Below are 26208 nucleotides of genomic sequence, written 5' to 3' on the forward strand. Positions count from 1 at the left end.
GCCCGGGGGACGTGCCGTGTCAGCTTTGGCGGCGAATCCGGGGCCCGCTGGGCACGGTCAGCTAAAGTAGCCGTGATGACTACTAACAAGGCGACAAGCCAGGACGCGCAGCAGGGACCGGCGCAGGGTTCAGCCCTGGACCGGTTCATTGCCGTGATTCCCGCAGGCGGGGTGGGGACCCGCCTTTGGCCCCTGTCGCGAGCAGCAGCCCCCAAGTTCCTTCATGACCTCACGGGCTCGGGCAGCACGCTGCTCAGATCTACCTACGACAGGCTCGAGCCTCTCGCCGGCAAGCACATGCTCGTGGTGACCGGCATGGCCCACCGCGATGCTGTCTGCCGCCAGCTCCCCGAAATCGAGGACGCAGACCTGGTGCTGGAGAGCGAGCCGAAAGACTCCGGCGCCGCTATTGGCCTTGCCGCCGCCATCCTGCACGAGCGCGATCCGGACACCATCATGGGCTCCTTCGCCGCCGACCAGGTCATCAGCCCCGACGGGCTCTTCCATGAGGCAGTCCGGGAAGCCATCCATGCCGCCGCGGCCGGCAAGATCGTCACCATCGGCATCAAGCCCACCCACCCCTCCACCGGCTTCGGCTACATCCGGGCCGGGAAGAACCTCGGGGTCGAGGGCGCGCCCAGCGCCCAGGCCGTCGTCGAGTTCGTGGAGAAGCCAAGCGAAGAGGTCGCCCAGGAGTACCTGGACAGCGGCGAGTACGTGTGGAATGCCGGCATGTTCGTAGCTCCCGTCGCGCTGATGCTCAAGCACCTCGAGGCCAACCAGCCGGTGCTGTTCGCCGGGGTCCAGGAAATTGCCCGGGCCTGGGACACTCCGCTGCGTGACGAGGTCAAGGCCCGCATATGGCCCACCCTGCCCAAGATCGCCATCGACTACGCGGTGGCGGAGCCGGCGGCAGCCGCCGGCGACGTCGCGGTCGTACCCGGCACCTTCCGCTGGGACGACGTCGGTGATTTCGCCTCGGTGGGCCGTCTGAACAGCGCCAAGGAGGTCAAGGACGTCACCGTCATTGGCGAGGGCGCCCGCGTCTTCACCGAGGACGCCAGCGGCGTGGTGGTCTCCGATACCAAGCGCGTGATCGCGCTGATCGGGATCAAGGACGTGGTGGTGGTGGATACCCCGGATGCCTTGCTCGTGATGCACAAGGAGCATTCGCAGCGTGTGAAGCAGGCGGTTGACGCCCTCAAAGCCAGCGGCGACACCGACGTCCTCTAAGGCCCGAAGCCACTCCACAGAGTGGCTTCGGCGGCACCCCGATTCGTAATGCGCCGTACGCGATGCCGCTATCTGATGTGCGCTCGCTAGAGTTGTTGCGTGCGTAATTACTCTACTGAAGCTGAGCCCACCACGCTGGTGGGGCCGTGGCTCGAGCCCCTCCTGCCGGAGTTGATCGCGTTCCGGCGGGATCTGCATGCGCACCCGGAGCTCTCCTTCAAGGAGTACCGCACCACGGACAAGATTGCCCAGCGCCTCGAGGACGCGGGTCTCAAGCCCCGTCGGCTCGAGGGAACAGGCCTGACGGTGGACGTCGGGGACGGCCCCATCGCAACCGCCCTCCGCGGCGACATCGACGCCCTGCCCATCATCGAAGAGACCGGGCTTGCGTTCGCGTCGAAAAACCACGGCGTGACCCACGCCTGCGGCCACGACGTCCACACCGCCACGATGCTCGGCGCGGCCTTGGTGCTGCAGCGGATGCACGAGAAGTCACCCCTGCGCGGGTCCGTGCGGATCATCTTCCAGCCGGCCGAAGAGACCATGCCCGGCGGCGCCCAAAGCTGCATCGAACAGGGCGTCCTGGAGGGCGTTCCCCGGATCTTTGCCCTGCACTGCGATCCTCGGATCGAGGTGGGCAAGATCGGCACCCGGATCGGCGCCATCACCTCCGCCTCGGACACCATTAAGATCGAGCTGACCGGTCGTGGAGGCCACACCTCACGCCCGCACCTGACCGAGGAGCTGGTGTTCGCCCTCGCGCAGATCGCCATCAACGTACCGGCCGTGCTGTCCCGCCGGGTGGATGTCCGCAGCGGCGTGTCCGTGGTGTGGGGCCAGATCTCCGCCGGTGCTGCGCCCAACGCGATCCCGGCCAGCGGTTACATGGCTGGCACCATGCGGTGCCTGGACCGCGATGCCTGGCACAGCGCCGGCGAAATCCTCGACGACGTCGTCCAGCAGATCGCGGCCCCCTACGGCGTCGACGTACACCTGGAACACACCCGCGGCGTGCCTCCCGTGGTGAACTCCGAACACGAAACCGCCCTGATCGAAGCCGCGGCCCGCGCCGAGATCGGCGAAGGCGCCGTGGTCCTGACCCCCCAGTCCATGGGCGGGGAGGACTTCGCCTGGTTCCTGGCAGATCTCCCCGGCGCCATGATGCGCCTCGGCACCAAAACGCCGGGCGGTGAGGAGTACGACCTCCACCGCGGCGACTACATCCTGGACGAACGCGCCCTGGGCCTGGGCGTGAAGGTCCTCACTGCCGCAGCCCTGCGCACCCTCCGCGACCTCTAACCAGCCGGCCGGGCCGCTCCGGCCTCCCGACCTGGACGTCCAGCTAGTGCGACTCCGGCGTCCGGCTCGTGCGACTCCGACCTCTACGTCCCGCCGGGTATCCCCGCCTGTGCCGGACGGTCGGCGGAAGTCGCGCCGGAAATTGCGGCGGAGGTTGCCGCAAAAAGGTTGTGCACAACTAAGTTGTGCACAATGGGATTGTGGCGTACGGTGGATTCATGACCACGCCAGAGGGAACCCGCACTGCCGGTTCGGAAGCTCTCCGCCTGAACAGGCAGCTGTGCTTCGCCATGTATTCGGCGTCCCGGGCCGCCACCGCGGCGTACCGGCCGATGCTCCAGGAGCTGGGCCTGACCTACCCGCAGTACCTCGTCATGCTGGTGCTGTGGGAAGAAGACCCCCGCAGTGTCCGTGGACTGGGGGAGGAGCTGGGCCTGGACTCCGGGACGCTCTCCCCGCTGCTGAAACGGCTCGAGTCCCTGGGCTTCGTGGAGCGGCGCCGCTCCGCCGCGGACGAGCGCCGGGTTGAGGTTTTCCTGACCGACGCCGGCTCCGCCCTCAGCGCCCGGGCCGCCGGCATTCCGCAGCAGCTCGCCGACGCCGCCGGCCTTGCCCCCGCCGAGCTGGACCAGCTCCGCGGGACGCTGGGCAAGCTGGCTGCCGCCCTGCACGGCCCGCACTGACTCCCGCCAACTGACTTCCACCCGCCCGCTACAGATTGGATCATCCATGAAGACTCTCTACACAGCCGAGGCCCTGGCCTCGGGCGAAGGCCGTGACGGCACCGCCGTCACCAAGGACGGCAAACTCAGCGTCACCCTGGCCAGCCCGGTGGAACTCGGCGGCAACGGCGAGGGCACCAACCCCGAGCAGCTCTTCGCCGCCGGGTACGCGGCCTGCTTCCACTCCGCGCTGTGCCTCGTCGGACGCCAGCACAAGGCCGACCTGACGGATTCCGCCGTCGCCGCCAAAATCCACCTGGGCGCCCTGGCCGGCGGAGCCGGCTACGGCATCGCCGCTGAACTCGAAATCGCCCTGCCGGCCGTGGACCGCGCAACCGCCGAGACCCTCGTGGCCAAAGCCCACGAGGTATGCCCCTATTCCAATGCCACCCGTGGCAACATCACTGTTGACATCACCCTCCTGGAGGTCGCCGCATGAGCACCCACACCGAAACCACCGCCCTGCCCGCCACCACGCGGGAGATCCAGCTGGCGTCCCGTCCGCACGGCACGCCGGTCCCGGAGAACTTCCGCCTCGCCGAGTCAGCACTTCCCGAACTCCAGGACGGCCAGGTCCTGGTCCGCAACCTCTTCATGTCCGTGGACCCCTACATGCGCGGCCGGATGAACGACGTCAAGTCCTACTCCGCTCCGTTCGCCCTCGACACCGCGCTCGACGGCGGCGCGGTGGGCGAGGTCATCGCGTCCCGTTCCGCTGACCGCCCGGTGGGCGACACCGTCGTCCACTCCCTCGGATGGCGCGAATACGCCGTGCTCGACGCCGGTGCCACCACGCCGGCCCGCACCGATCTGGCCCCCGCTCCGGCGTTCCTCGGCGCCCTGGGCATGACCGGCCTGACGGCCTACGCCGGCCTGCTCAAGGTCGCCGAATTCAAGGCCGGCGAGGTTGTCTTCGTCTCCGGCGCTGCAGGTGCCGTCGGCTCCCTCGTCGGGCAGATTGCCAAGGCCATGGGTGCTTCCCGCGTGATCGGCAGCGCCGGTTCCGCGGACAAGGTGGCGAGGCTGCTGGAGCTCGGCTTCGACGCGGCCTTCAACTACCACGACGGTCCGGTGGCCGAACAGCTGGCCGCCGCCGCGGGCGACCGTGGAATCGACGTGTACTTCGACAACGTCGGCGGAGAACACCTTGAAGCCGCACTGTCGGCGCTGACCGTCGGAGGCCGGGTGGCCATGTGCGGGGCCATCTCGCAGTACAACTCCACCGAACCCACCCCGGCACCCCGGAACCTCATGCTGGCCATCGGCAAGCAGCTGACACTCAAGGGCTTCCTGGTGGGCGGCTACTGGCAGCACATGGCCGAGTTCGTCGAGACCATGTCCGGCTGGCTGGCAGACGGCACCGTCAGCTACGACGAAACGATTGTGGAGGGACTGGAAAACGCCCCGCAGGCCTTCATGGACCTCCTAAACGGCGCTAACACCGGCAAGATGCTGGTCCGGCTCTAACCGCCCCCCGCCTGCCCGCAGGCCGCCAGCCCCGTACCGGGAAGGTCCCGGTACGGGGCTTCCTGCGTCTACCGCTTGGTAACAAGTTCTCAACAATCTGTGGAATCGCTGGGAACTCAGCAACCCGGACGTGTTCCAGGACACTAAAGTTGCTTCCATCAGTGCGCCTCGGCGCAGTGCTGCGAATCCCATCAGTGAAAACAGCGTTTCAGCGGCAACCCCGCCAACAGACACTCATTGAGCTCCGTCGCAGCGCCTACTCTTTCTTCCTGGAGGAAAATTGAAGAACTCTCTGCGTGCAACCTTCAAGCGCGGTTCCGTGGCAGGAGTCGCCACCGCCGGCGCGGCTGCACTATTGCTGTCCGGTTGCGGGGCCGCCCCGACGGCCAGCAGCACCGCCAGCGCCTCGGCCAGCAACTACACCGGCTGCATCGTCTCCGACTCGGGCGGATTCGACGACCAGTCCTTCAACCAGTCCTCCTACGAGGGACTGAAGAAGGCCGAAAAGGACCTCGGCATCAAGGTCAACCAGGCCGAATCCAAAACCAACAACGACTTCGAGCCGAACCTGCGCGCCATGGTCACCGCCGGCTGCGACCTGACCGTCACGGTGGGCTTCCTGCTCGGCGACGCCACCAAGGCCCAGGCCACGGCGAACCCGGACAAGCACTTCGCCATCATCGACTTCGGCTACGAAACCCCGATCAGCAACGTCAAGCCGATCATCTACGACACCGCCCAGGCCGCCTTCCTTGCCGGCTACCTCGCAGCCGGCACCACCAAGACCGGAACGGTCGCCACCTTCGGCGGCATCAAGATCCCCACGGTCACCATCTTCATGGACGGCTACGCCGACGGCGTCAAGTACTACAACGAGAAGAACGGCAAGGACGTCAAGGTCCTCGGCTGGGACAAGGCCAAGCAGGACGGTTCCTTCACCGGCGACTTCGAAAAGCAGGACAAGGGCAAGCAGTTCACCCAGAACTTCCTGGACCAGGGCGCGGACATCGTCATGCCCGTCGCCGGTCCGGTCGGCAAGGGCGCAGGCGCAGCCCTCAAGGAAGCCAAGGCGGCAGGCAAGGACGTCAAGCTCATCTGGGTTGACTCCGACGGCTTCCTCACGGCACCGGATTACAAGGACATCATGCTCTCCTCCGTCATGAAGCAGATGGGCGAGGCCGTCGAGACCGTTGTCTCCGAGGACAAGGACGGCAAGTTCACCAACACGCCGTACGTTGGCACCCTCAAGAACGACGGCGTGCAGCTGGCCCCGTTCCACGACCTGGACTCCGCAGTTCCGGCCGAGCTGAAAACCCAGCTGGAGCAGATCAAGAAGGACATCGCCGACGGCAAGCTGAAGGTTGAATCCGCAGCCAGCCCGAAGGTCTAACTTCCGCCGCCAAGCGCCACGGCCCGTCCGGTCAACCACCGCACGGGCTGTGGCGCTTTTCGTTGAGCGGACAGATTTAGCTTCCGGCTGCAGGCACTAGGCTGTTCCTGCAGCCCCATCATCCGTCCGGCCGAGACTTCCGGACACCTCGAGATTGGTCAGAGTTTTGAAACTTGAACTCAAGGGGATCACCAAACGCTTCGGCTCCCTGGTAGCCAACGACCACATAGATGTGGTGGTTGAACCCGGGCAGATTCATTGTCTGCTCGGCGAAAACGGCGCGGGCAAGTCCACGCTGATGAACGTCCTGTACGGGCTGTACGAACCCACCGAGGGCCAGATCCTGGTCGATGACAAGCCCGTCACCTTCCGCGGCCCGGGCGACGCCATGGCCGCGGGCATCGGCATGGTCCACCAGCACTTCATGCTCGTCCCCGTCTTCACGGTCGCCGAGAACGTCGCTTTGGGAGCGGAAACCACCAAGGCCGGCGGATTCCTGAACCTGGATGATACCCGGCGGAAGATCCAGGAGATCTCCGACCGCTACGGATTCGACGTCGATCCCGATGCGCTGATTGAGGACCTCCCGGTGGGGGTACAGCAGCGCGTCGAAATCATCAAAGCCCTGGTCCGCGACGCCAAGGTGCTCATCCTCGACGAACCCACGGCCGTGCTGACCCCGCAGGACACCGACGAGCTGCTGGACATCATGCGCCAGCTCAAGAGCCACGGCACCTCGATCGTCTTCATTTCGCACAAGCTCCGCGAAGTCAAAGCGGTCTCGGACACCATCACCGTGATCCGGCGGGGCAAGGTGGTCGGTACCGCCGATCCCGGCGCCTCGACGACTGAACTGGCCTCCATGATGGTGGGCCGGGCCGTGAACCTGACCCTGGACAAGGCCCCGGCCAAGCCCCAGGAAACGACGTTCCAGGTCAAGGACCTCACGGTGATCGCGCCCAGCGGCCAGCACGTCGTGGACGGCATCAGCTTCGGCATCGCGCGCGGTGAGATCCTCGCCGTCGCCGGCGTCCAGGGCAACGGGCAAACGGAACTGACCGAAGCCATCCTGGGCCTTCAGGACCGCGTGCACGGATCCATCCTGCTCGACGGCGACGAACTCGTCGGCCGCAGCGTCAAGGACGTCCTCAACGCCGGCGTCGGGTTCGTCCCGGAAGACCGCTCCGTTGACGGCCTGATCGGCTCCTTCTCGATCGCCGAGAACCTGATTCTTGACCGCTACGACCAGGCCCCGTTCGCCAAGGGCATCAGCATGAGCCCGGCCAAGGTCCTGGAGAACGCCAAGACCCGGATCGATGAATTCGACGTGCGCACCCCCTCGGGCTCGCTCGCGGCCGGCACCCTCTCCGGCGGCAACCAGCAAAAGGTTGTCATGGCCCGGGAACTGTCCAGGCCGCTGCGGCTCTTCATCGCCTCCCAGCCCACCCGCGGAGTGGACGTCGGCTCCATCGAGTTCCTGCATAAGCGCATTGTGGCTGAGCGGGACCACGGCACCCCCGTGATGATCGTCTCCACCGAGCTGGACGAAGTGATTGAACTCGCCGACCGGATCGCCGTCCTGTACAAGGGCAAACTGGTCGGGATTGTCCCGGCCGGCACCGGACGCGACGTGCTCGGCCTGATGATGGCCGGGCTGTCCCCGCAGGACGCCCACGCCGATAGCGCGAGCAAACACGCAGTCCTCAGCCCGGCGGACCACCCCGCCGCGCCCCCCGCAACGAACCAGGCGACCGCCGCCCAGCCCGTGCAGGAGTCCCGCTCCGGCGCCGTAGGAGAAGACCATGAGTGAGAACAACGAGCCGGGACGCCCGGCTGGACCGGACCCGCACCGGAGTCCGGACGCGCTGCCTGCGGCTGCCCCGGCCGCCCCCACAACACAGGCAACGCAGGCGCCCGCACCCGAGGCCGGTGCGCCGGTCAAGGACGCCGGCCTTGCCGTGTCGCTGGACACCGCCGGCGGGGCCATGCGGCCATCGGCGGTTCCCCTGTCCGCCCAGAGCGGCTCCCTTCCCGGGGACGAGGACGCTGACTCGGTGCTGCGCCAGATCTTCACCGGCAACGGCATTGTGACCATCCTGGCCGTGCTGCTCGCCCTGATCCTTGGCGGGCTGCTCATTGCCAGCACGGACAAGCAGGTCGCGGCGACGGCGGGCTACTTCTTCGCCCGGCCCGCCGACTTCCTCGCCGCCGTCTGGTCAGCAGCGACCAGCTCCTACGTCGCGCTGTTCCAGGGCTCCGTCTTCAACCCCCGGGGGACCGGCGTGGGCGGACAGCTCGCCCCGCTCATGGAAACCCTCACCATCGCCACCCCGCTGATCACCGCGGGCCTCGGCGTGGCACTGGCGTTCCGCGCCGGCCTGTTCAACATTGGCGCCCAGGGCCAGATCATCATGGCCGGCATCCTGGCGGCCTGGGTGGGGTTCGCGCTGGAGCTCCCCATGGGGCTGCACCTGCTGCTCGTCCTGATCGCCGGCATCATCGGCGGAGCCGTCTGGGGCGGCCTGGTAGGCGTCCTCAAGGCCAGAACCGGAGCCCATGAGGTCATCGTGACCATCATGTTCAACTACATCGCCCTCTATCTGGTGCGGTACCTCCTGGACACTCCGGCATTCCAGCGGCCGGGGGAGACCACCCCGATCTCACCGATCCTGGACGCGTCCGCCGTGTATCCGCAGATCTTCGGCAGCCAGTACAGGCTGCACATCGGCTTCCTGCTGGCCATCGCGGCCACGGTCCTCGTCTCCTGGCTGCTGAACCGCTCCACCATCGGCTTCGAATTCCGCGCAGTGGGAGCCAACCCCAAGGCGGCCCTCACCGCCGGCATCAACGTTCCCCGCGCCACCATCCTCGTGATGGCCATCGCGGGTGCCCTGGCCGGCATGTCCGGCGTCGCCCAGGTGGCCGGAACCGAAAAGGTGCTCACCGACGGCGTCGCGGCAACGTACGGCTTTGACGCCATCACCGTCGCGCTGCTGGGACGCTCGACGCCGTGGGGCACCTTCGCCGCCGGCCTCCTGTTTGGTGCCTTCCGCGCCGGCGCCGTCCAGATGCAAATCCAGACCGGAACGCCCATCGACATCGTGTTGGTGGTCCAGTCGCTCATCGTGCTGTTCATCGCGGCACCCCCGCTGGTCCGGGCCGTCTTCGGGCTCAATCCGCGCAAGAAAAAAGCCGCAACCGCCGGCAAGTCCCAGAAGGCAGCAGCCACCGGAGGTGCAGCATGAGCACAACAGTAACCTCGCCCGTCCCCGGAGGGTCCGGAAAGCCACAACAGGGGCCGGCGAAATCGGACAGGAACCGCAAACCGACGGTATCCGCCAAGCCCGTGACCTGGAAGCTGCCGGTCACACTGCTGGTGCTGGCCGTCGTCGCGTTCGTCTTCTTCGGCCTGCTGGGCCCGCACGCGACCGCCAAGTTCGGCATTTCCTCCGGCGGTGACTTCTTCCAGCTCCCCGCGATCGAGGTGCCGGCCTTCCTGGCCGGGATCGTGCTCTCGGTGATCATGCTCGGCCTCGCCGGCTATGCCATGTTCCTGAAAACCAAGAACGCCCGGCCCCCGCGCTGGTTGCCCGCGCTGTTCACGGTGCTGTTCGTGGTGGCGTTCCTGATCTGGGTGGTCGGTGGCGCACGGACCCCCAGCATCTCGCTTGCTGGCCTCATCGCCGGGTCCGTGACCCTCGCCGTGCCGATCGTCTTTGGCTCCCTCTCCGGTGTCCTCTGCGAACGCTCCGGCGTGGTGAACATCGCCATCGAAGGCCAGCTCCTGGGTGGCGCCTTCACGGCCGCCATCATCGCCAGCATCACCAACAACCCCTACCTGGGCCTGTTGGCGGCAGCCGTCGCCGGCGCCCTCGTCTCGATGGTGCTGGCCGTCTTCAGCATCAAATACGTGGTCAACCAGATCATTGTCGGCGTGGTCCTCAACGTCCTGATCTCAGGCCTCACGGGCTTCCTCTTCAGCACTGTCATGCAGGCGGACAAGGAAATGTTCAACTCCCCGGGCCGGCTGCCCATCATCGACATCCCGGTGTTGTCCAGCATCCCGGTTCTCGGGCCCATCCTGTTCAAGCAGTCCGTCGTGGGCTACCTGATGTACGTGGCCGTGATCGTGGTGTGGATCGGGCTGTTCAAAACGAAGTGGGGCCTGCGGGTCCGCTCTGTCGGCGAACACCCGCAGGCAGCCGACACCCTCGGCATCAAGGTCAACGCGACCCGTTTCTGGAATGTCACTCTCGGCGGCGCTGTCGCCGGCATTGGTGGATCCTTCTTCACCCTCGTCGCGATCGACAGCTTCACCAAGGAAATCTCCGGCGGCCGCGGCTTCATCGCCCTGGCCGCGATGATCCTGGGACGCTGGAACCCGATCGGGGCGTTCTTCGCCGCGCTGCTGTTCGGTTTCGCTGACAACCTGCAAAGCATCGTGACCATCATTGGCACCCCGGTGCCGAGCCAGTTTATGGCCATGCTGCCCTACCTCGTGACCGTGTTCGCCGTAGCCGGCCTCGTCGGCCGTTCCCGGCCCCCGGCCGCCAGCGGCATACCGTACGTGAAGGGTTGACCGTGGACAGCAACGACGTCGACTGGGCCGCCCTCGAAGCCGCCGCGGTGGAGGCCATGGGGAACGCCTATGCGCCATATTCGAAGTTCGCGGTGGGGGCGGCAGCCCTCACCGCGGACGGCCGGATAGTGAGCGGCTGCAATGTCGAGAACGCCAGCTACGGGCTGACTCTTTGCGCCGAGTGCGCCCTCGTCGGCAATCTGCACATGACCGGCGGCGGCCTGCTCCGGGCGTTCTACTGCGTGGACGCCGCCGGTACCATCCTCATGCCGTGCGGGCGCTGCCGGCAACTGCTGTACGAATTCCGGGCTCCGGACATGGAGCTCATGACCACCCAGGGAATCAAGACCATGGACCAGGTCCTTCCCGACGCCTTTGGCCCCCAACACCTGGAGCAAACCCGATGACCTTTGCGAGCCGATCCACCACCACGACCGAATCGTTCGACGCAGTCGACATCATCCGCATCAAACGCGACAAGGGCGTGCTGAGCCCCGCCCAGATCGACTGGACCATCGATGCGTACACCCGCGGGGCGATCGCCGACGAGCAAATGGCAGCCCTGAACATGGCGATTCTGCTCAACGGCATGGACCGGGGCGAGATCTCGCGCTGGACAGCGGCGATGATCGCCTCCGGGGAACGGATGAACTTCTCCAGCCTTCGCCGCCCCGACGGCAGCGTCAAGCCCACGTCCGACAAGCACTCCACCGGCGGCGTCGGGGACAAGATCACTCTGCCGCTGGCACCCCTGGTGGCGGTCTTCGGCGTAGCCGTGCCGCAGCTCTCCGGCCGCGGCCTGGGCCACACCGGCGGCACCCTGGACAAGCTCGAAGCGATCCCCGGCTGGCGCGCCGCGCTGAGCAACGAGGAGATGCTGGCCCAGCTCCAGGACGTCGGAGCCGTCATCTGCGCAGCCGGCGCCGGGCTGGCCCCCGCCGACAAGAAGCTCTACGCCCTGCGCGATGTCACGGGCACCGTTGAGGCCATCCCGCTGATCGCGTCCTCGATCATGAGCAAGAAGATCGCCGAAGGCACGGGCTCGCTGGTGCTGGACGTCAAGGTGGGCAGCGGGGCGTTCATGAAAGACGAGGCCCGCGCCCGCGAACTCGCCGAAACCATGGTGGCCCTGGGTAAGGACGCCGGGGTCAATACGGTTGCCCTGCTGACCAACATGAACACCCCCCTGGGCCTCACCGCCGGAAACGCGATTGAGGTCCAGGAGTCGGTGGAGGTGCTGGCCGGCGGCGGTCCGGAGGACGTCGTCGAACTGACCGTGCGGCTGGCCGAGGAGATGCTCTCCTGCGCAGGTGTCCACGACGCCGATCCCCTGGCCGCGCTGCGCGACGGCCGGGCGATGGACGTCTGGAACCGCATGATCGAGGCGCAGGGCGGTGACCCGCGGGCCACCCTCCCGGTGGCCAGGGAGTCCGAGGTGATCTACGCCCCGGCCGACGGTGTGCTGGTGGAACTCGACGCGATGGCCGTCGGCGTCGCAGCCTGGCGTCTCGGCGCGGGACGGGCGCGCAAGGAAGACCAGGTCCAGGCCGGCGCCGGGGTGCGGATGCACGCCAAGCCCGGCGCCACGGTCAAAGCCGGCGAACCGCTCATGACGCTCCTGACGGACACCCCGGAGAAGTTCGACCGGGCTAAAGAGGCCCTGGCGCACGCTGTCGTCATTGCCCCCGAAGGCTCCCGGCCGGCGCAGCAGCTCATCATCGACCGCATCGCCTGAGTACCCCGCTTGCCCTATCACCTGGAGTCCGCAAACCCCTGGTTTAACCACTGCAAGTGGTAGGGCAACGAAGAGGGGCCGGAAGTACACTGGCACCACAACTGCGCCCCGTTGATTGGTAGGAAACCGTGCAGGCAATCAACGACTTCATCCTGGCCGCCGCAGGGCAACCGTGGGTACTTATCCTCGTGTTCGCTTGTTGCGTGATTGACGGCTTCTTCCCGCCGATTCCCAGCGAGTCCGTGGTGGTGGGACTCGCCGCAGTGGCCGCCGGCGCCGGAGTTCCCAATGTGGCGCTGCTGGCGGCGGCGGCCGCCGCGGGCGCGTTCCTCGGCGACAACATCGCCTACCTGCTCGGCCGCAACACCGGAACCCGGCGCTGGGCATGGATGCGCGGGAACCGCATGCAGCGGGCGTTCCGCTGGGCCGGCGCCGAGCTGCGGAAACGGCCCGCCTCCCTGATCCTCGTTGCACGGTTCGTGCCGATCGGCCGGGTGGCGGTCAACCTGACCGCCGGGGCCACCGGATTTCCGCGGCCCCGCTTCGTCGCGCTGACGGTGCTTTCCGCGGTGCTGTGGGCCGCCTATTCGGTCGCCATTGGATTGTTCTTTGGCCAATGGTTCGCGGAGAACCACCTGCTCGCGGTCGTCGCCGCCGTCATCTGCGCCATTGGACTGGGCGTCCTGCTGGACGTCGTCATCGGCAAGCTCCGCGGAACACGGCCCGAGGACGCCGAACAGCCGTCCCCGCCCGCCGAAACCTCCTGAGAGGGAACCCTCAGTTACCCGAGATTAGTCGCAGGCGAACGTAGCGCATCCCGGTCCGTCATGGGACACTGAAGAGCGCTTTCCATCACTTTCCTAGGAGCAACGCCCGCGTGGAATTCATCAATGAGGCTATTCTTCACGCCGCGGGACAATGGTGGATTTATCCGATTCTCACGATCTTCTGCTTCATCGACGGCTTCATTCCGATTTTGCCCAGTGAAACTCTGATTGTCGCCTTGGGTGCCCTGTCCGTGACGTCGGGCGAACCCAACATGTGGTTCGTCATGGCGGCGGCAGCCCTGGGAGCCATTGCCGGGGACAACATGGCCTACCTGCTGGGCCGGCACGTCGGGGTCGAGCGCTTCCGCTGGATGCGCAAACCCAAAGTCCAACGCGCACTGAACTGGGCTCGTTATGAACTGGACAAGCGCGGCGCCATGCTGATCTTCACGGCCCGCTACATCCCGGTCGGCCGGGTCGCCGTCAACTGGATCGCCGGCACCACCGCCTACCCGCGCCGCCGCTTCGTCATCCTGGACATCATCGCCTCCATCACCTGGGTGGCTTACTCCGCCGGAGTCGGCATCATCGCCGGCAACTGGGTCCATGACCACCCGCTGCTCGGCGTGGGGATCGCCATCGCCTTCGCCATAGTGCTCGGCATCGTGATCGATCATCTGCTGACCTGGCTGCACCGCTGGCGCGACACCCGGGGCGCAACGTCCTCCGCCGGCCGGGCCGCGTCCCGGCCGGCCGAAGCCAAGAGTTCCCACCCCGGAACCGGCGGACCGCCGGCAAGCACCCGGGACTCCGGACCCGCGCCGGGGTCACCGCAGCTCGCAGCACCGGCCGACGTCGAGGCCTGATCCCGTCGCCCCGCCGCACCGGCCAGCGCGGCCGCGGGCGGCTGACCGGCTGGTACTTCAGCGCTCCCAACCCTAAGGTGGGAACGTGACTGAGATAATTCTTGACGCTGCCCCTGACCTCGACTTCGACCTGAAGGGCCTTCCCAAGGTTTCCCTTCACGACCACCTGGACGGCGGACTCCGCCCGGCCACCATCATTGAACTTGCCGAAGCCGTGGGACACACCCTGCCCTCCACTGATCCGGTCGCCCTGGGGGAGTGGTTCCGCGAATCCGCCAACTCGGGCTCGCTGGTCCGCTACCTCGAGACCTTCGATCACACCATCGCCGTGATGCAGACCAAGGACGGCCTTTTCCGCGTCGCCAAAGAGTTCGTTGAAGACCTTGCCGAGGACGGCGTCGTCTACGGCGAGGTGCGCTGGGCCCCCGAGCAGCACCTCCAGCAGGGCCTGAGCCTGGACGACGTCGTCGACGCCGTGCAGGCGGGCCTGGACGCCGGCGTCGACGCCGTGGCCGAAACCGGCCGAGACATCCAGGTGGGCCAGCTCATCACGGCCATGCGCCATGCCGACCGCGGCCAGGAGATCGCGGAGCTGGCCGTCCGGCACCGCAACAACGGCGCCGTGGGCTTCGACATCGCCGGTGCCGAGGACGGCTTCCTGCCGTCCCGGTTCAAGGACGCCTTCACCTACCTCGCCCAGCACAACTTCCCGGCCACGGTCCACGCCGGAGAAGCTGCCGGACTTGAGAGCATCCAGTCCGCCCTGGTGGACGGCCGGGCCCTGCGCCTGGGCCACGGCGTACGGATCGCCGAAGACGTCACCGTGGAGTTCGACGACGCGGAAGACGGCGCCGGCGAATTCAATGACAGCAGTGACGAGGCCGACGACAACATCGGCATGGTCACGCTGGGCGAGCTCGCCAGCTGGGTCCGCGACCGCGGCATCGCCCTGGAAATCTGCCCCTCCTCCAACCTGCAGACCGGCGCTGTGGCAGGCTTCGGCGAGGGCATCGAAAGCCACCCGCTGGACATGCTCTACCAGCTCGGCTTCAACGTCACCATCAACACGGACAACCGGCTCATGAGCGGCGTGACCCTCACGGACGAATTCGAGCTGCTGGTCGAGACGTTCGACTACGACCTCGATGACCTGCTGGAGCTGACGCTGAACGCTGCGGAGGCTGCCTTCCTGCCGCTTGAGGAAAAGGAAGCCCTCGTCGAATACATCAACGAGGCCTACGCCGACCTTGGCTAAGAACCTTGGCTAAGAAGGACAACGCCGTGGGCGCGCTGGTCGGTATCCTCGCCGAACTGCGCGCCCACTGCCCCTGGATGGCAGCCCTCACGCATGAATCCCTCGTGGAGTACCTCCTCGAGGAGGCATTCGAGGTCGCCGAAACCATTGAAACGACAGGCGGCGACGCCGACCTGCAGGCCGAACTGGGCGACGTCCTGCTTCAGGTGGTCCTTCATGCCCGGCTTGCGCAGGAACGCGGCGCCTTCGACCTCGACGACGTCGCCCGCGGCCTGTCCGCCAAAATGATCCGGCGCAACCCGCACGTGTTCCGCCCGGACGGTTCACTGCAGGAGACCTTCCCGGCGACGGTGGAGGAGATCGTCCGGACCTGGGACGCGGTAAAACGCTCCGAACAGGTCCTGCACTCCAGCAGCTCCGATCCGGGCGCCAAGGGTCCCCTCGATGGTGTTCCCGCCGCCCTGCCGGCGCTAGCCCGGGCGCAGAAACTCCAGGACCGCGCCGAGCGGGCGGGCGTCCCGGCCCCCACGGTCCCGGTGGAGATCCCGGCGTCCGAAGAGGACCTCGGAGACCTGCTCTTTGCCATCGCCGCGGCCGCCCGGGACCAGGGCCACGATGCCGAGCGTGCCCTGCGCGGCGCCAACCGTCGTTTCCAGGCCGGCCGGCCGCCGTCCGCGTGACTGCCCGTAAGGCGTCCGGGTGTTGGATGGGTTTTACGTAACCTATCCCACTCTCGACTAGGCTAGGTACCGACGAGGACGTCCGTTTTTGAGCTTGATTCCCATCAGTTTCCAGCAGATCGCTTCACCAAAGGAGCCTATCCATGGCGCTTATCGATGCCATCCACGCCCGCGAGATCCTCGATTCCCGCGGCAACCCCACCGTAGAAGTTGAAGTCCTGCTCTCGGACGGCCAGATCGGCCGCGCAGCAGTTCCCTCCGGAGCCTCCACCGGCGAGCACGAAGCCGTTGAACTCCGTGACGGCGACAAGGGCCGCTACCTCGGCAAGGGCGTCCAGAAAGCCGTTGACGCGGTCATCGACCAGATCGCCCCGGCCCTGATCGGGTTTGACGCCACGGACCAGCGCAGCATCGACCAGTCGATGATCGACCTCGACGGCACCGCCAACAAGAGCAAGCTCGGCGCCAACGCCATTCTCGGCGTCTCCCTGGCTGTGGCCAACGCCGCCGCGGCGTCCGCTGACCTGCCGCTCTACAAGTACCTCGGCGGACCGAACGCCCACATCCTGCCCGTGCCGCTGATGAACATCCTCAACGGCGGCTCGCACGCGGACTCCGACGTCGACATCCAGGAATTCATGGTTGTTCCGCTCGGCGCCGAAACCTTCTCCGAAGGCCTCCGCTGGGGCGTAGAGGTCTACCACGCACTCAAGGCCGTCCTGCAGGCCAAGGGCCTGTCCACCGGCCTCGGCGACGAAGGCGGCTTCGCGCCGAACCTGCCGTCCAACCGCGCAGCCCTGGACCTCATCCAGGAAGCCATCCGCAACGCCGGTTACACCCCGGGACAGGACATTGCCCTGGCCTTGGACGTCGCTTCCTCCGAGTTCTTCAAGGACGGCGCCTACCAGTTCGAAGGCAAGTCGCTGAGCTCCGCGGAGATGAGCGCCTACTACGCCGAGCTCGTCGCCGACTACCCGCTGGTGTCCATCGAGGACCCGCTGGATGAGAACGACTGGGACGGCTGGAAGACCCTCACCGACGCCATCGGTGACAAGGTCCAGATCGTCGGTGACGACCTCTTCGTCACGAACCCGGAGCGCCTGCAGACCGGCATCGACTCCCGGACCGCCAACTCGCTGCTGGTGAAGGTCAACCAGATCGGGTCCCTGACCGAGACCCTTGATGCCGTGTCCCTAGCCCAGCGCGCCGGGTACACCACCATCACCTCGCACCGCTCCGGCGAGACCGAGGACACCACGATCGCCGACATCGCCGTTGCCACCAACGCGGGCCAGATTAAGACCGGCGCCCCGGCCCGTTCCGAGCGTGTCGCCAAGTACAACCAGCTCCTGCGCATCGAAGAGGAACTCGACGACGCCGCACGTTACGCCGGCCGCAGCGCCTTCCCGCGTTTCAAGAGCCAGTAGCAGCAGGAACCACGAACCGGTGGCTATGGTTGAAAGACCATGGCCACCGGTTCCTTTGTGCGTTCCTTAGGGCTCCGTACCGCCGGATCCACGCCGGTGCCGGGCCCCGGCCACGGGGATCAGTACTGAACGCAGCAAGCCAGCCGGGGGAGAACCTGGCATTACAGGAGTGACATGGTTACCCGCCGACCCAAGGTTCCCCGGGCCACGCCTGCGGCCCCCAAGTCTCCGGACACGGTCGACGGCGGGGACGTCATCCAGGCTGATTTTGGCAGTTCCCGTGCAGCCCACGCCCACCAAGGCACCACCGCACCAGCCAGGTCCGCCGTGCCGCGGCCCGGCGCGGACCCGCGGGAGCCTGCCCGGCAGGACCACTCGCCGATCAACGCCGCCCCGGCCCGCACGGTGCCAAAAAACACCACCGCCAAGAACACATCCGCCAAGAACACCGGTGCCGCCGGTCCCGCACCCGAGGGCCCAGGCACCCAGCGAGCCGCCAGGCCCGGCACCCAGCGGGCCGCCAGGCCCGGCACGGCCAAACCATCCAAGGACGGCGCCGTAACGGGGGAGCACCTCAACCCCGTGCCCGCGAAGGCATTCTCCGGCCGCATGCTGGCGCTGTTCGTCGTCATGATTGCCATCACCATCATGCTGGCTCCCACCGTCAAAATCTACTTCGAAAAGCGCGCCGAAATCGCGGCCCTCGAGGCCGACATCTCCGCCAAACAGTCCCAGCAGGCCGAGCTCAAGCGCCAAGTCTCCCGGTGGCAGGATCCGAACTACGTGAAGCAGCAGGCCCGCGACCGCATTAACATGGTTATGCCCGGCGAGACGGGCTACTGGGTTTTCGGCAGTGATCTTCCTGCCGGAACCCCCAGTGGCGCGGCCGCAACAGGGTCCCAACCGGACCCGGCCGACCTGCCCTGGGTGGACTCCCTGTGGGATTCCATCCGGCGCTCGGCAACAGACTAAGAAGCGGCGCCCGCCGCAGGATTGTCCGCCGGACAAACCAGACAGGGCAGGAAGGCCCGCCCATGGAGGAGAACCGAGTGGACGAGAACCCGACAGCAGGAAATCCGGAGACCCCGGAGGCCGCCCGTTCCGCGGCGGAATTCCGCAGGCCCTCGCCCCGCGACCTCGACGTCCTGAGCCGGCAACTGGGACGGCCGGTGCGCGACGTCGTGGAAATTCCGGCCCGCTGCATCTGCGGCAATCCGCTGGTGGCGGCGACGTCCCCGCGGCTGAGCAACGGCACGCCGTTCCCCACGACCTTCTACCTCACCCACCCGGTCATCACGGCCGCGGTGTCGCGGCTGGAAGCGGCGGGCCTGATGAACGACATGAACACCAGGCTCGGCGGCGATGAATCACTGGCAGCCCGCTACCGCGCCGCCCACGAGGCCTACCTGGCGTCCCGCACCGACATCGGCGAGAGGTCCGGGATCGGCGCTGTGCCTGAGATTGACGGCATCTCCGCCGGCGGCATGCCCACCCGGGTGAAATGCCTGCATGTCCTGGCCGGCCATTCGCTCGCGGCAGGTCCCGGCGTGAATCCGCTCGGCGATGAAGCCATCGACGCCATCGCCGAATGGTGGACGAAGGACCGCTGCTACTGCGGCGGGGCCTGGGACACCGGCGGTGAGGCCCCGTCGCGGGACCTGAGCAGGCACGGCCCACAAGGGCTTCCCGGAATGGTGGGCCGCCCGGCACCGGTCCGCAAGACCCGCGAGGACGCGGGCGGCACGTCCACCACCGGCGCCCCCGGTACCCCCGAAACGTCCGGCACTCCCGGAACCCCCAGTACCCCTGACAACGCCGGCATCAACGGGGCCCGCACGTGACCCGCGTCGCCGCCATCGACTGCGGCACCAACTCGATCCGGCTGCTCATAGCCGACGTGGAAACGGTCGGCGGAGCCCCGCGCCTGGACGACGTCGTCCGCGAAATGCGCGTCGTTCGGCTCGGCCAGGGCGTGGACGCCACCGGCGAACTCGCCCAGGAGGCATTGGACCGGACCTTTGCCGCCGCCTCGGACTACGCCGATCAGATCCGCCGGCACGGCGCCGCCCGGGTGCGTTTCGTCGCGACGTCCGCCACCCGGGATGCCCGCAACCGGGGGGTCTTCGTCGACGGCATCCGCGGCATTCTCGGCGTTGAACCCGAAGTCATCACCGGAGACAGCGAGGCCGCGCTGTCCTTCGCCGGGGCCAGCAGCGTTTTGCCCAGCCGCGGGCAGGACCCCGTTTTGGTGGTGGACCTCGGCGGCGGCAGCACCGAGTTCGTCCTGGGCAACGCCGACGGTGTGATTGCCGCCAGAAGCGTCGACATTGGGTGCGTCCGGATGACCGAACGCCACCTGCGCAGCGACCCGCCCACTGCCGCCGAGATCGCCGCCGCGGAGGCCGACGTCGACGCAGCCATCGATGAGGCGGCCTGGACCGTTCAGCTGGACCGCAGTACCGCCGTCGTCGGGGTGGCCGGTTCCATCACCACCATCACGGCCCACGCCCTCAACCTGCCGGAGTACGACCCCGCAGCCATTCACGGCACTGAACTCTCACTCGATGATGTGCGCCGGGCCTGCACCGAACTGTTGGCAATGTCCGCCGCGCAAAGGGCTGCGCTGCCGTACATGCACCCGGGCCGCGTGGATGTCATCGGTGCCGGCGCCCTTCTCTGGCGGCGTATTCTGGAGCGTCTGGCCGACGTGACGGAGAACCGGGTAGCGACGGCCATTACCAGCGAACACGACATCCTCGACGGCATTGCCTTGAGCGCAGGACCCGAATGACCGGAGCACTAGGCCGGCTCCGCCGGACCGGCTCCGCGCTGTTGGTCCTGGCCCTGGCGGGAAGCGCGTTCGCCGCCGCCATGACCGCTGCCTCCGCCGCCCACGCCGACACGTGGCGGGACGAGGAATACTGGCTCGCCGAATCCGGCATCACGAAGGCCTGGGAGGTGTCCAAGGGCGCCAACGTCAAGGTCGCCGTGATCGACAGCGGCGTGGACGGCCGGCACCCGGACCTCGCCGGCGTCCTGGCAGGCGGCGTCGACATCTCCGGTGCCGGTGCTCCGGACGGCCAACGGAGCATCGGGGCCAAGCCCGAACACGGAACGCTCGTCGCCACGCTGCTGGCCGGCCGCGGCCACCAGCCCGCCGATGCAACGGCCTCGCCCAGCGCCGGCCCGTCGATCGCTCCGGATGGCATCGTGGGGGTGGCCCCCGAGGCGCAGTTGCTGTCCGTATCCACCTGGCTTGGTTCGGCAAACCCGGGCGGCAAGACCGATCAGGACCAGATCCCGCAGGCCGTCCGCTGGGCGGTCGATAACGGTGCCCAGGTCATCAACATCTCCCTGGGGAGCACCTCGCCGGTGTGGCCGCAAAGCTGGGACGCAGCCTTCCTCTACGCCGAGCAGAAGGACGTGGTGATTGTCGCCGCCGCAGGCAACCGCGGCGGTGGCAACGTCCAGGTCGGCGCCCCCGCCACCATCCCGGGCGTCCTGACCGTCGCGGGACTGGACCGCAAGGGCATTGCCAGCATCGACGCCTCATCCCAGGGCATCAGCATCGGCGTCGCGGCCCCGGCAGAGAACCTGATTGGAGGCCTGCCCGGCGGCGGATACGCGGAATGGGCGGGCACCTCCGCTGCCACCCCCATCGTCGCCGGCGTCGCGGCCCTGATCCGCTCCAAGTGGCCGGACATGACAGCCAGCCAGGTCATCAACCGCATCGTCACCACCGCGAAGGACACCGGCGCGCCCGGCAAGGACCCGCTGTATGGTTTCGGGGTTCTCGACGCCGAGGCGGCGCTTAAGGCCAACGTCCCCGAAACCCGGCGCAATCCGCTGGGATCGATAGCGGACTGGATCCGGGTCAACCGGCGGGGCAACCCGGCCACCTCGCCCGCCCCCGCCCCGCCGGCACCCTCCAGCGCGGCCCCCACCCTTCCGGAGGCCACCGTCCCGGCAGCGCAGCCGCCGTCCGAGCTGGACACCGCTGTTCCGGCGATGGTGGTGCTGGGCTTCGGCGGGCTGTTCCTCTGCATCGTGGGGGCGGGCGCCTTCCAGCTCCGCCGCACGGCACGGGGCGGCGCCGACGGGCAGGAAAACCCGGACACCGGCGTGCTCGATGCGGTGGATTCCACCGGTCGACCGTAGTTAGTGAAGGTTTTCACAAACTACGGTATTCTTGGGGAATGGCATTCTCTCCCCAGCTCCAGGACCGTCCCAGGGTACTCGTCGTCGGCGGCGGGTACGTCGGCCTGTACGTAGCCCTCAAACTGCAGAAGAAGATCGCGAATGCCGGTGGCATCGTTACCGTCGTGGATCCCCTGCCCTACATGACCTACCAGCCGTTCCTTCCCGAGGTTGCCGGCGGCAACATCGAGGCACGCCACGCCGTGGTCTCGCACCGCCAGCACCTCAAGCAGACCGAGCTCATCCAGGGCCGCGTCCTCTCGATCGACCACGAGAACCGCACTGCCGTCGTGGCCCCGACGGACGGCGGCGAGAACTTCGAGGTTCCTTACTTCGACGTCGTCGTGGCCGCGGGCGCGATCACCCGCACCTTCCCGATCAAGGGACTCGCGGACAAGGGCATCGGCCTGAAGACCATTGAAGAAGCAGTCGCCCTGCGCAACAAGGTCCTGGACCGGATCGAAGCCGGCTCGCTGATGACCGATCCCGCAGAACGCGCCAGCGCCCTGACCTTCGTGGTCGTCGGCGGCGGTTTCGCCGGCATCGAGTGCATCACCGAAATGGAAGACCTCGCCCGCGCAGCGGTCAAGAACAACCACCGCCTCAAGCAGGAGGAGGTCCGCTTCGTCCTCGTTGAAGCCATGGGCCGCATCATGCCCGAGGTCACGGCCAAGCAGGCCGAGTGGGTTGTGGAGCACTTGCGCAGCCGCGGCATCGAAGTCCTGCTCAACACCTCGCTGGACAGCGCCGAAAGCACCCTGAAACTCATCAACCTCCCGGACAAGACGCCCGCCCAGGAGTTCCAGTCCGACACCCTCGTCTGGACCGCCGGCGTTCAGGCCAACCCCATGGTCCGCTCCACGGACTTCCCGCTGGAGCCGCGCGGCCGCGTCCGTGTCCTCCCGGACCTTCGCATCGCCGGCGACGACGGCATCATCGAGAACGCCTGGGCTGCCGGCGACGTCGCTGCTGTGCCGGACCTGACCGGCAGTGGCCTTCCGGACGGCACCTGCGTCCCCAACGCCCAGCACGCGCTGCGGCAGGCCAAGCGCCTGGCCAAGAACCTCTGGGCCTCCCGCTGGGACAAAGAGCTCACGGATTACAAGCACAAGAACCTGGGCGCCGTCGCCGGCTTCGGCCAGTGGAAGGGTGTCGCCAACATCAACCTCCTGGGCCGCATTGGGCTCAAGGGCCCGCTGGCGTGGCTGGCGCACCGCGGCTACCACGGCCTGGCCATGCCCACCGTGGAGCGCAAGATCCGGGTGATCTCCGGCTGGTTCTGGACTCTCTTCCTGGGCCGCGACACCACCCAGCTCGCTGACCTGGACAACCCGCGCGGTGCCTTCGTCGCCGCAGCGACGCCGGCGCCCAAGCCGGCCGCCGCACCTGCTGCTGAGAAGCCGGCAGTGGACGGCACCAAGGCTGCAAGCCAGGAAGCCGTTCCGGCCCACTCCAAGTAGCCAGCGCCAGCAGTCGACGGCGGCCGTTCCCCGGTGGGGAGCGGCCGCCGCGGCTGTTAACCCGGCGTGGTTAAATCGTCGCTGACGGCGGGGAAATCCCGGTTGCCGCAGCCGGCGGCACCCGGGCCGGTCATCGGCCGCGCCTAGACTGGCTCCATGACAGCTGTAAAGGACCTCTCCACCCTGTTGGCCACCATGCACCCGGAACGCCGTGCCGGTGAATTCGTGTATGTCCTCTGGCCCGACGGCGTGCCCCTCGCCGGGACAGCCGCTGCCGCGGTCCGCGAAGCGGAAGGACTGACGGTGGTCCTGCCGCGCGCCGACGCGGACAACCAGGGCTTGGACTATGATTTCGTCGGCGCCTGGATCACTCTTCAAGTGCACTCCTCGCTGGACGCCATTGGCCTGACGGCAGCCGTCAGCACCGCCTTGACCGAGGCGAAAATCAGCTGCAACGTTCTGGCCGGCTTCCACCACGACCATCTCCTGGTGCCGGTAGCGGACGCCGACCGGGCTCTGGAGGTGCTGCACGAACTTGTTGCTGCCAGCGGCGAACACCCGCCCGCCCCGGAGCTGGTCCTGCGCAGCGAACAACCCGCGGACCGTCCCGCCATTCTGGAACTGACGGCCGCAGCCTTTGCCATCTCCCCGGTCACCGGGCTGCCGGTGGACGGTGAGCCGGTGGAGGTGGAACTCCTGCGCCGCCTCTTCGACTGCGAGGAGTACCTGCCCGCATTCAGCATCGTCGCGGAGCTCGACGGCGGGATCGTCGGCCACGTCATCAGCACCCGGGGCTGGACGGGCGAGCTGGAGCTCCTGGGCCTGGGGCCGATAGGCGTGGTGCCGCGGCTGCAGCGCCACGGGATCGGCAGTGCGCTGATGAAGGAATCGATCGCGCGGGCCAACGCCGCGGGGGAGCGCGGCATTGCCCTGCTCGGCGACCCGGAGTACTACTCGCGCTTCGGTTTCGTCACTTCGACGTCCCTCGGCGTGCAGGGCTCCGATCCGGCCTGGGGCGCGCACTTCCAGGTGCTTCCGCTGGCTGTCTGGCCGGGCGGCGTGAACGGCACTTTCCGCTTTGCCGCGCCGTTCGGCGTCGCTGGGTCCGCCGGACGGGATAGCATGGACCGGTCGCCCCAGTAGCCCAATTGGCAGAGGCAGCGGACTTAAAATCCGCGTGTTGTGGGTTCGAGTCCCACCTGGGGCACCCGTCGCGGTGCCCGCGAAACGTTTGGCCGGATTTCCTCTATGCAACGAGTGTTATAAGGATGTGACCGTAGTCACTTTGGATCGGGCGCGAAGTGCACTAGCTTGAAGTTAAATCAGGAACACCTGATCTTTCGCATCAAAGGCCGTTCGCACCTTTAGATCGAGGAGATTGTAAATGACTTCACTCCCCCAGGTGGCGCCCCGCGTAGCTAAGCTCACCGCGCTTAGCATCGGCGTCGCCCTTCTGGCTACGGCTTGTGGTGGCTCGTCCACCCCGACGTCGACGAGCTCCGGAAGCGCCTCGGCAAACGCCGCCGGCATCGCTTGCCCGGCGCCCAGCGCGACTGCCGGTGCCAGCAGCGCCGCGGCGGCCGGCGGCTCCGTCCCTGCCGCCACCACCACCACCGATACTGCCCTCAAGATTGGTTCGCTCCTGCCGACGACGGGGTCGCTGGCGTTCCTCGGCCCGCCCGAAATTGCGGGTGTCAACCTTGGCATCAAGGAAATCAATGACGCCGGCGGCGTCCTGGGCAAGCCCGTTGAGGTAATCCACCGCGACTCCGGCGACACCAAGACCGATATCGCCACGCAGTCCACCAGCGCACTTCTGGGCCAGGGTGTCAGCGCAATCGTCGGAGCCGCATCCTCCGGCGTTTCGAAGACCGTCATCAACCAGATCACCGGCGCCGGCGTCATCCAGTTCTCCCCGGCCAACACGTCCCCGGACTTCACCACCTGGGACGACAAGGGCCTGTACTGGCGTACCGCACCCTCGGACGTCCTTCAGGGCAAGGTCCTCGGCAACTACATGGCCACCTGTGGTGCCCAGACCGTTGGCATGATTGTTTTGAACGACGCGTACGGCACCGGCCTTGCCAAGAACGTGCAGGCCGCGTTCGAGGCAGCCGGCGGCAAGGTTGTTGCGCAGGAACTCTTCAACGAAGGTGATTCCCAGTTCAGCAGCCAGGTTGACAAGGTCCTCGCGGCCAAGCCCGATGCCATCGCCCTGATCACCTTCGACCAGGCCAAAAGCATCGTCCCGCTCATGACGGGCAAGGGCGTCAAGCCCAGCCAGCTCTTCATGGTGGACGGCAACATGTCCGACTACAGCAAGGACTTCCAGGCAGGCACCCTGAAGGGCGCCCAGGGCACCATCCCGGGCACCTTCGCCAAGGATGACTTCAAGAAGAAGCTCCTGGGCATCGATCCGGCACTGAAGGATTACAGCTACGCAGGCGAGTCCTACGACGCCGTGAACCTGATCGCGCTGGCCTCCGAGGCGGCCAAGACCACCAAGGGCACCGACATCGCCGCGCAGCTCAAGGCAGTCTCCGAGACTGGCGAGAAGTGCAACGATTTCCCCTCCTGTGTCACCCTGCTCCGTGAAGGCAAGGACATCGACTACGACGGCCAGTCCGGCCCCGTAACGTTCTCCGACGCCGGTGACCCCACTGAGGCGTACATTGGCATCTACGAGTTCCAGGATGACAACACGTACAAGCCGGTGAAGGAAGAATTCGGCAAGCTGTAATCTCGCCCTTCCTTAGCTAGCAAAGACCCCCGTCCACCGGACGGGGGTCTTTTGCGTGGGGGACAGGAACAGGAACAGGAACAGGGACAGGGTAGGGACAGGGTAGGGACAGGGACAGGGACAGGGACAGGGTAGGGACGGGGACAGGGACAGGGACAGGGTAGGGACGGGGACAGGGACAGGGACAGGGTAGGGACGGGGACAGGGACAGGGACAGGGACGTCCCGGCAGCGCCCCGCTCCGCTCCGTTTCGACGGTTCCGTGCCCACGCCGACGCCTGCGTGCATCGAACGGGCAGGGAACCGTCGAAACGGGCGGACAGGGCCCGGGCGCGCAGAAGGGCCGCCACCGGCTGGTGACGGCCCTCCTGGCGCTTCTGGTGGCGCGGTGT

23 protein-coding genes and 1 tRNA gene are annotated in these 26208 nt (G+C 67.2%); all 24 read left to right on the top strand.

What is annotated here, in order from left to right; all coding sequences use genetic code 11:
• The first annotated feature begins 75 nt into the window (after positions 1–75).
• The 24 genes from RCH15_RS02790 to RCH15_RS02905 all read left to right on the top strand — a co-directional run bounded on the left by RCH15_RS02790 (position 76) and on the right by RCH15_RS02905 (position 25817).
• Positions 76–1233, top strand: a complete 1158-nt coding sequence (locus RCH15_RS02790; RefSeq protein ID WP_326957833.1) for a mannose-1-phosphate guanylyltransferase — start codon at positions 76–78, stop codon at positions 1231–1233.
• Positions 1234–1332: 99 nt separating this feature from the next.
• Positions 1333–2532 carry an amidohydrolase gene (locus tag RCH15_RS02795; RefSeq protein WP_326957835.1) on the top strand — a complete coding sequence of 400 codons (1200 nt, stop codon included), beginning with the start codon at positions 1333–1335 and terminating at the stop codon, positions 2530–2532.
• A gap of 218 nt (positions 2533–2750) precedes the next feature.
• Entirely contained in the window at positions 2751–3215 is a 465-nt protein-coding gene (locus RCH15_RS02800; RefSeq protein WP_326957837.1) for a MarR family winged helix-turn-helix transcriptional regulator, read from the top strand.
• Positions 3216–3261: 46 nt separating this feature from the next.
• Positions 3262–3693, top strand: a complete 432-nt coding sequence (locus RCH15_RS02805) for an organic hydroperoxide resistance protein (RefSeq protein WP_326957839.1) — start codon at positions 3262–3264, stop codon at positions 3691–3693.
• Positions 3690–4721: an NADP-dependent oxidoreductase gene (locus RCH15_RS02810; protein WP_326957841.1), complete on the top strand. Its 1032-nt coding sequence runs from the start codon at positions 3690–3692 to the stop codon at positions 4719–4721. Before RCH15_RS02805 ends, RCH15_RS02810 begins: the two co-directional genes overlap by 4 nt.
• Before the next feature lie 280 nt (positions 4722–5001).
• Positions 5002–6111, top strand: a complete 1110-nt coding sequence (locus RCH15_RS02815; RefSeq protein WP_326957843.1) for a BMP family lipoprotein — start codon at positions 5002–5004, stop codon at positions 6109–6111.
• Positions 6112–6277: 166 nt separating this feature from the next.
• Entirely contained in the window at positions 6278–7921 is a 1644-nt protein-coding gene (locus tag RCH15_RS02820) for an ABC transporter ATP-binding protein (protein WP_326957845.1), read from the top strand.
• Positions 7914–9356 carry an ABC transporter permease gene (locus tag RCH15_RS02825; RefSeq protein WP_326957847.1) on the top strand — a complete coding sequence of 481 codons (1443 nt, stop codon included), beginning with the start codon at positions 7914–7916 and terminating at the stop codon, positions 9354–9356. The genes RCH15_RS02820 and RCH15_RS02825 overlap by 8 nt, the downstream gene beginning before the upstream one ends.
• A complete protein-coding gene (locus RCH15_RS02830) occupies positions 9353–10690 on the top strand; it encodes an ABC transporter permease (RefSeq protein ID WP_326957849.1) in 1338 nt (445 codons plus the stop codon). Before RCH15_RS02825 ends, RCH15_RS02830 begins: the two co-directional genes overlap by 4 nt.
• Before the next feature lie 2 nt (positions 10691–10692).
• On the top strand, positions 10693–11097 hold the full coding sequence (locus tag RCH15_RS02835; RefSeq protein WP_326957851.1) for a cytidine deaminase: 405 nt from the start codon (positions 10693–10695) through the stop codon (positions 11095–11097).
• Complete coding sequence (locus tag RCH15_RS02840; protein WP_326957853.1) at positions 11094–12425, top strand: thymidine phosphorylase; 1332 nt, start codon at positions 11094–11096, stop codon at positions 12423–12425. Before RCH15_RS02835 ends, RCH15_RS02840 begins: the two co-directional genes overlap by 4 nt.
• A 128-nt stretch (positions 12426–12553) precedes the next feature.
• Entirely contained in the window at positions 12554–13192 is a 639-nt protein-coding gene (locus RCH15_RS02845; RefSeq protein ID WP_326957855.1) for a DedA family protein, read from the top strand.
• Between the two features lie 110 nt (positions 13193–13302).
• Positions 13303–14058: a DedA family protein gene (locus RCH15_RS02850; RefSeq protein ID WP_326957857.1), complete on the top strand. Its 756-nt coding sequence runs from the start codon at positions 13303–13305 to the stop codon at positions 14056–14058.
• Between the two features lie 85 nt (positions 14059–14143).
• On the top strand, positions 14144–15313 hold the full coding sequence (locus RCH15_RS02855) for an adenosine deaminase (protein WP_326957859.1): 1170 nt from the start codon (positions 14144–14146) through the stop codon (positions 15311–15313).
• A 77-nt stretch (positions 15314–15390) separates the two neighbouring features.
• Positions 15391–15993, top strand: a complete 603-nt coding sequence (locus RCH15_RS02860) for a MazG nucleotide pyrophosphohydrolase domain-containing protein (protein WP_326958462.1) — start codon at positions 15391–15393, stop codon at positions 15991–15993.
• 143 nt (positions 15994–16136) lie between these two features.
• Positions 16137–17420, top strand: a complete 1284-nt coding sequence (eno, locus tag RCH15_RS02865) for a phosphopyruvate hydratase (protein WP_326957861.1) — start codon at positions 16137–16139, stop codon at positions 17418–17420.
• A gap of 174 nt (positions 17421–17594) precedes the next feature.
• On the top strand, positions 17595–18392 hold the full coding sequence (locus tag RCH15_RS02870) for a septum formation initiator family protein (protein ID WP_326957862.1): 798 nt from the start codon (positions 17595–17597) through the stop codon (positions 18390–18392).
• A gap of 62 nt (positions 18393–18454) precedes the next feature.
• Positions 18455–19261 carry a DUF501 domain-containing protein gene (locus RCH15_RS02875; RefSeq protein WP_326957864.1) on the top strand — a complete coding sequence of 269 codons (807 nt, stop codon included), beginning with the start codon at positions 18455–18457 and terminating at the stop codon, positions 19259–19261.
• Positions 19258–20211, top strand: a complete 954-nt coding sequence (locus RCH15_RS02880) for a Ppx/GppA phosphatase family protein (protein ID WP_326957865.1) — start codon at positions 19258–19260, stop codon at positions 20209–20211. The genes RCH15_RS02875 and RCH15_RS02880 overlap by 4 nt, the downstream gene beginning before the upstream one ends.
• A complete protein-coding gene (locus RCH15_RS02885; protein WP_326957867.1) occupies positions 20208–21578 on the top strand; it encodes a S8 family serine peptidase in 1371 nt (456 codons plus the stop codon). The genes RCH15_RS02880 and RCH15_RS02885 overlap by 4 nt, the downstream gene beginning before the upstream one ends.
• Positions 21579–21616: 38 nt before the next feature.
• Complete coding sequence (locus RCH15_RS02890; RefSeq protein ID WP_326957870.1) at positions 21617–23077, top strand: NAD(P)/FAD-dependent oxidoreductase; 1461 nt, start codon at positions 21617–21619, stop codon at positions 23075–23077.
• Between the two features lie 156 nt (positions 23078–23233).
• The gene (locus RCH15_RS02895) at positions 23234–24220 is read left to right on the top strand and encodes an N-acetyltransferase (protein ID WP_326957872.1); all 987 of its coding nucleotides are present in this window, start codon (positions 23234–23236) and stop codon (positions 24218–24220) included.
• Positions 24211–24284 (top strand) — tRNA-Leu (locus RCH15_RS02900). Before RCH15_RS02895 ends, RCH15_RS02900 begins: the two co-directional genes overlap by 10 nt.
• Before the next feature lie 177 nt (positions 24285–24461).
• Entirely contained in the window at positions 24462–25817 is a 1356-nt protein-coding gene (locus RCH15_RS02905) for an ABC transporter substrate-binding protein (protein WP_326957874.1), read from the top strand.
• Positions 25818–26208 lie beyond the last annotated feature (391 nt).

This window comes from Arthrobacter sp. MP_M4 (genome assembly GCF_035984855.1).
Lineage (GTDB): Bacteria > Actinomycetota > Actinomycetes > Actinomycetales > Micrococcaceae > Arthrobacter.